At 23.6% G+C, this 6,364-nt stretch carries 4 protein-coding genes; 1 reads left to right on the forward strand and 3 read right to left on the reverse strand.

The genetic code is table 11. The features are described from left to right. Nucleotides 1–979: 979 nt before the first annotated feature. From VN21_RS14145 to VN21_RS14155, 3 genes are all read right to left on the reverse strand, one after another. Complete coding sequence (locus VN21_RS14145; protein WP_046823832.1) at nucleotides 980–1,807, reverse strand: hypothetical protein; 828 nt, start codon at nucleotides 1,805–1,807, stop codon at nucleotides 980–982. A 437-nt stretch (nucleotides 1,808–2,244) separates the two neighbouring features. Then, on the reverse strand, nucleotides 2,245–3,561 hold the full coding sequence (locus VN21_RS14150; RefSeq protein ID WP_046823833.1) for a sensor histidine kinase: 1,317 nt from the start codon (nucleotides 3,559–3,561) through the stop codon (nucleotides 2,245–2,247). Beyond that, the gene (locus tag VN21_RS14155; RefSeq protein ID WP_046823834.1) at nucleotides 3,555–4,265 is read right to left on the reverse strand and encodes a LytR/AlgR family response regulator transcription factor; all 711 of its coding nucleotides are present in this window, start codon (nucleotides 4,263–4,265) and stop codon (nucleotides 3,555–3,557) included. Before VN21_RS14155 ends, VN21_RS14150 begins: the two co-directional genes overlap by 7 nt. A 510-nt stretch (nucleotides 4,266–4,775) precedes the next feature. Here VN21_RS14155 and VN21_RS14160 point away from each other — a divergent pair. Beyond that, nucleotides 4,776–5,336, forward strand: coding sequence for a hypothetical protein (locus VN21_RS14160; protein ID WP_046823835.1), 561 nt, complete (start codon nucleotides 4,776–4,778; stop codon nucleotides 5,334–5,336). Nucleotides 5,337–6,364: the final 1,028 nt, after the last annotated feature.

Consider the following 6,364-nt stretch of genomic DNA (forward strand, 5'->3'; position numbering starts at 1 on the left):
TATTGATTAAGTTATATAAAACGTAATTATATTTTGTTTTAATTTTTTATACTTAATACAAGTAGAATTATATTTTACCCTAATTGTATTAAATTATTAAGATTTTTCCTAATTAGCCTTCTACACACTAACCTATATAAACGGTGGCGTATGAAGGTTAATTTGCTTATATATTATTTTTTAATATTGAATTATATAGTAAGACTTGTTCTAGTCAACTTCTCTATAATTAACATCTATTATTGGATCATTTTCTAAAAAAGCATCTTCATTATTCCTTTTGTTTTTAACAATGTATATTACAATTCCTATTATTAATAACAATGTCATATTAATTCCTCCATTTTTATTATGTCTTAAATTTTCAATTTATATTATTGATTTACTATTTCTAATTCATTGCTTACTAGCCCTGCCCCTACTGCTAATATAAATGGTGCCATAACTACACTTCCTATTACTATCATGTATAATCTCTCCTTCATTTTTTATATTTATTATATACACTTAAGTTCATTTTAAGTTTTATTGATTTGCTATTTCTAGTTCATTGCTTACTAGCCCTGCTCCTACTGCTAATATAAATGGAACTATCATTAAACTCCCTATTACTATTGCCATCTTATTTTTCCTCCTTTATTTTTTAGATTATATTCCTATATTACATCTATACTCTTAACTTATCTTTATCTTAATCTTAAACATTTCTTAAATATTTTAAACGTCTATTGTAAGTTAGCTACTGCTAATTAAATGGGACTATCATTAAAACTCATATTATTGTCATTTATAATTCTTCCTTTGTTTTATTTGTTAACTCTATTATACATTTACATCCTTAAAATAGCCTTGCATCAACCTTAAAGATTTCTTACATTTTTGATATATTAAATTTATTATTATAATAAGTCTAAAAAACAAAAATAGATATATAAAAAGGAGCATCATTAATGATGCTCCTTTTTATATATCCATTTTTTTAGTTACAGTTTAAAACATTTTCAATTGATTTTTTAAGTGATTCAATAAATTTATTTTGAAGTTGATTTGATAATTCTGATACAGATAGATATGGGTTTAAATCTTCTAGTTCAACAAGTAAAAGATTTCCTTCTTCATCTCTGCATGCATCAATCCTTTGGATACCATGATCTATATTATTCCATTCAACAAACTTCATCGCAAACTCTAAGTCAGCTGTAGTTGCCTCATATTCTTTTAATTCCCATCTCTTGCTTTTGTCTGGTGCATAAAGAGCATATTGAAACTCTTTATCTATATAGTAAAAAGACACTTCATATTCAAAGTTTATCGCTGGCTGAATTAATGTATTAAAATCATCCTTTGGAACTTTTTCATATAATTCTTCTTTTGTTACAAATTCCATTCCTATTGAATCTGCCCCATCTTTTGGCTTTATAACATAATTATCTACTTTAGGCAGTTTATTGATATTATTAATTGAATCTACAGTACTGATTACAGGATATCCTAAATTAGTTAATTCTATCAGATAGTCCTTTCCATTCATATCGCCTTTTCCATCAAATGAGTTATATGTCTTTAAATTATTTCTTTTTATTTTTTCTCTAAAATCATTATACTCTTTTGGAAAATTTGCAACCGGACCTGCATTTCTAAATATAGTTAAGTCAAAATTATCATTAAACTTATTCATATCTTTTGGATTACAAATAACTAGGTTAAATTTATCTACTAATTTAGATGTTATAAAAAGGTCTTCTTCATAGTAATTTCTTCCGTTAGCTTTATAATATAAATCTGTTACGAATAATATTTTTTTCATAATGGCGCACTCCTTTTTAATACATTCTATCAGATTAAAAAATATTTACAAGAAATTTTTAAAATTCAGAATTTTTATTCCATAAATAATAAACACTTCTTATATTTTCACTCTTCATCCAAGTTCTTGTTTATTTTAAGTTTAGGATAGTCAAAATAATTCCAATTTTTTTGACCTTTTAAACCTTAATAAGGTTTATATTATAGTATTTTCAACATATACACCGTTTAATTTAATTATATTTTTTATATTTCTCTTAATTTTTAACTATTAATAAATAATCTACTTATAAAATACTATATATGTTGTATTTGAAAAATTAATAAATTAAGAGTTAAACTGTTTTTTTAATGGGTAATATAAACATAAGCACCTTCTAATTTAACATAATAAAAAAGCACACAAAATATAGAGTCTATATTTTGTGTGCTTTTTTATTATGACCTTATAGGTATCATTATCTTCAAAATAAATTCAGTCTCAGAGAAATTCACAGCAACTTCTCCATCATACTTATCTACAGTTCTTTTTATACTTGCTAATCCTATACCATGTTCATATTTATTATATTTACTTGTTTGTATTCCCTTTTTGGTAAGGTTAATTTTATTTTGTTTAGTGTTTATAATTTTTATTATGCAAAACTGCTTAATATAGGTTACTTTTACCTCTATTTTCTTATCAATCCCACAATCTATTAATTTACATGCCTCTATTGAGTTATCTAAAGCATTTCCAAATATAGAACATACATCTATATTACTTATAAATCCTAATTTCGAGAAATTTATATTCGATTCAAACTTAATATTATATTTATTACACTCATGTATCTTTTGGCTTAAAATTATATCTAAAGTCTCATTCCCTGTATGAGAGATACTATCGAACATTCTTATTTCGAAACTTAAGTTATCTATGTATTTAATAATATCTTCTTTACTATTGTAATTTTTTATACACATCATATGATTCTTTAAATCATGATATACATGACTTAAACTGCTATGTACCTCATATATATTTTCATAATTTTTATAATTCATTTGAGTCCTTTCATTTATAAGCTCTGTTTCAAGTTTAAGTCTATCAGATCTTCTAATCCTAGCTATAACTACTAGTAAGGAAATAGTTGATAGCATTAAAAGCATTGTTATTAATATTAAAAATACAATATTTAATTTGATTAATATCCTATTTAAAAAATTATATCCAAAAACTAACAATAAGCTTAATATATTGTAACTTATAGAAAGACCTATAAGAGCCATGTCTTTCGGCTTAAACTCTAATGCCAATTTAAAGTACCTTAATAGTACAAACTCTATTAACAGTAATACTTTAGATAGTATAATTGCTTGAATTACATACTTTTTTTGATTTATTAGGTAATTTATATCTGGTATGTTATTAATTGCAGCTATAGCACCAACTGATGCAGTCTCTACAACCATTGCACTTATCCAAAACAATATAGTTACTATTACACATTTCACTAAAAATTCGTCATATACTAGGTTATAGTATATAATTCCAATTATTATATATAATAAAATCCTAAAACTTCTAAATATATTTGATACACTTATCACTACTAAAATACAAATTAAAATACCTATATACTGGAAAAGCTTTGTATTACTAATCTTTCTAATACTTACTACATCTAGTGTACAAAAAAATATTATAAAATTCATAAATACTATTGAGATTTTAAATATATCTCTAGTGTCTATACCTACTTTATTTAACATACTATATCCCCTAGAGTATTGGCTATCGCTAGTTTTAATTCTTTCGTTCTGTACCTACTTACAGGTATTTTCATATCATTTATAAATATATATTCACCATCCATAGACTCAATTTCTTTTAAATTAACTAAGAAACTATTGTGACATCTATAAAAACTGTATTCTTCTAATATTCCCTCGATTTTCCTCATGCTCATTCTTACACTATGAACTTTTTTATTTGTATAAATTAATAAATTAGGCCTTTGAGTTTCAATATACAGTATAGAATCTATTTTTATTCTATCTATATAGTTCTTTGTCTTAATTGTTAAATAATTGCTATTTCGTCTTTTTAATTCCTTTACACAGGGTATTATATGTTTATTTAATTTATCGAAATCTATAGGTTTTAATAAGTATCTATAAGCTCTTACTTCATATCCTTCTTGCATAAATTCAGAATAAGAAGTCATAAATATAATTTCTACGTTACTATCAAATGTTCTAATCCTTCTTGCTGTATTCATCCCATCGATGCTATCCATCTGTATATCTAAAATCAAGATATCTAAATTATTAGGGTAATTCTCTAGTAGCTCTTCTCCAGATGTAAATTCATGTATTTCGTAGCTCTGTACATTTGATTGTAATATTTTTTCTAAATATTTTCTAATAATTGACCTATAATGCTTTTCATCATCGCATATTCCAATTACAACCATTTAAAAATCCCCCTAACATATTTTTTGTCATTACATAATATCTTATATCGGTACCTTTTTCTAGTTTTTAAAGATAATTGTCTCAGTTTAGTTATTTTTTATCTATTACAGTTAATTAACTTAACACAAAAAGAAGTATTCAATTTGAATACTTCTTTTGTTAAGTTAATTAACTTTATGTTTATAACCCTAAAACACAACTATAAAAATCTAAATATACCCTTTTATATTTAGATTTTAATTAACTTTTATATTCTTTTATCGACACTATGAGTTTGAATTTGAATTGAGATACTTAGTTCATACTTTTATGTATGTACTTATTTACAAACTATATAAAAAGTATACGTCTTAAAAAAACTTTGTTCAATGCTTTGTTGCATACTAGACCTTAACTTATGCATTTTAGATATTTTTTAATTAAAAGCTAAATTTCAACTAAATACGCAATTTTTAAATAGTATAATAATATGGAGGACTAGTGTCCTCCATATTGTTGGGGGTGGTAACTTGGAAAATAAGAAAGATTGGAGCTATGATAAAAAAATAGATTATATAATTAGTCTCCAGGAAAAAGGGCTATCAAGAAAAGAAATTGCTGAAAAAATGAGTTATACAAGAGTTGATACTTTAGATAGATTCATGAAAAAATATGGATATCAAAAATTTGATGGTAAATTTATTTTAACCGCGCATAATATATATCCTAAACATAACTCAAACTCACTTATTTCAAGCAATTATGACCCATTTACAGTAAATTCAAATCAACTATTTAATAACTATGAAATTCAAGAAAAACTATTAAATATCGTTAAAAATTACGATAAGATAATTAGTATTATAAATAACTTCGAATCTAAGGAGGACAATTGTCCTATAGATGTAATCGAGGTAAAAACTGGCCTTCAAATAAATTTCAATAAATCTGAAGTTATAAAAACTACAATCAGATTAGATAAAGATATATGGAATGATTTTTCTGATTTATGTAAAAACAAATATTCTCATTTAAATAAACATGACATTATAAGTAAAGCATTTTTAGAGTTTATAGATAAATATAATTAACTTTATTGATATCTAGCTTTTAAATGTAATACTAACTCAAACCTAATATAATCAAATGATGACTACATACATATATTAGTTGATAAAATAAGGAGGACAAACGTCCTCCTTATTTTATTTATAAGCCTATATTTATATATTCCGCTTATCATATCCCTTTATAATTATTTTAACATGACGATAATTATATTTAGAATCACTATTTCTTTAATATAACAATGAGGTGACCCCTATGAGAATCGAGTACAATGACAATAAGTCTATTTTAAAATTCAACTTTTTTAAAAACAAAGATTTAAAAAAGCAAAGTAACTTTTATTTTATTTTTGGAGTAATAATTTATATAATCTATACCCTTAATACTTTTAAATCTTATACTATAATAGATAAAAGTTTTAAGGTGTTTTTCATTAGCTTATTTTTTAATTTTATATTAATGATATTAACTTTTATAATTTTTCATTTAGTCTATTTTACAAAATATAATAGTGAATTTATACCTACAAATGCTACTTTAATTATTACAGTAATTACTTTTCTTCCATCTGTAGTATTATTGTTTTTATCTATTTAAAAATTCACATTTATAAAATAATCAGCATATATTTAAAAGTAATTAAATATACATTTAATAGTGTATTTAATAATTATCTCTAATTTTGAAAGAGACTTGTTATCACGAAATAAGTCTCTTTTTTCTATACTTAAATAAAATTATCAACACTAAAACAATAAATAAAAACGAGGTGTTAGTATGATGTTTTTACTAGACTTTATGGGCATAAGCTATTCAAATTGGCTCTGGATTGACTATGCTTTATTTGTATTTGCCATATTTATAATATTAAGTGTGATTTTCTATTTTGGTCATGGTTTCTGTATTATGTTCAAACAAAAAAAATCCGCTAAAAAACAAAATACAAAATCTAATTGATTTCAAACTAAATTTTATAATGGTATCAATATTTTGTCTTTAAAGAGCTATATTTTAGCTCTTTATTTTTAATTTTTACAAATAGATTAAATTA

This window comes from Paraclostridium benzoelyticum, from assembly GCF_001006285.1.
Lineage (GTDB): Bacteria > Bacillota > Clostridia > Peptostreptococcales > Peptostreptococcaceae > Paraclostridium > Paraclostridium benzoelyticum.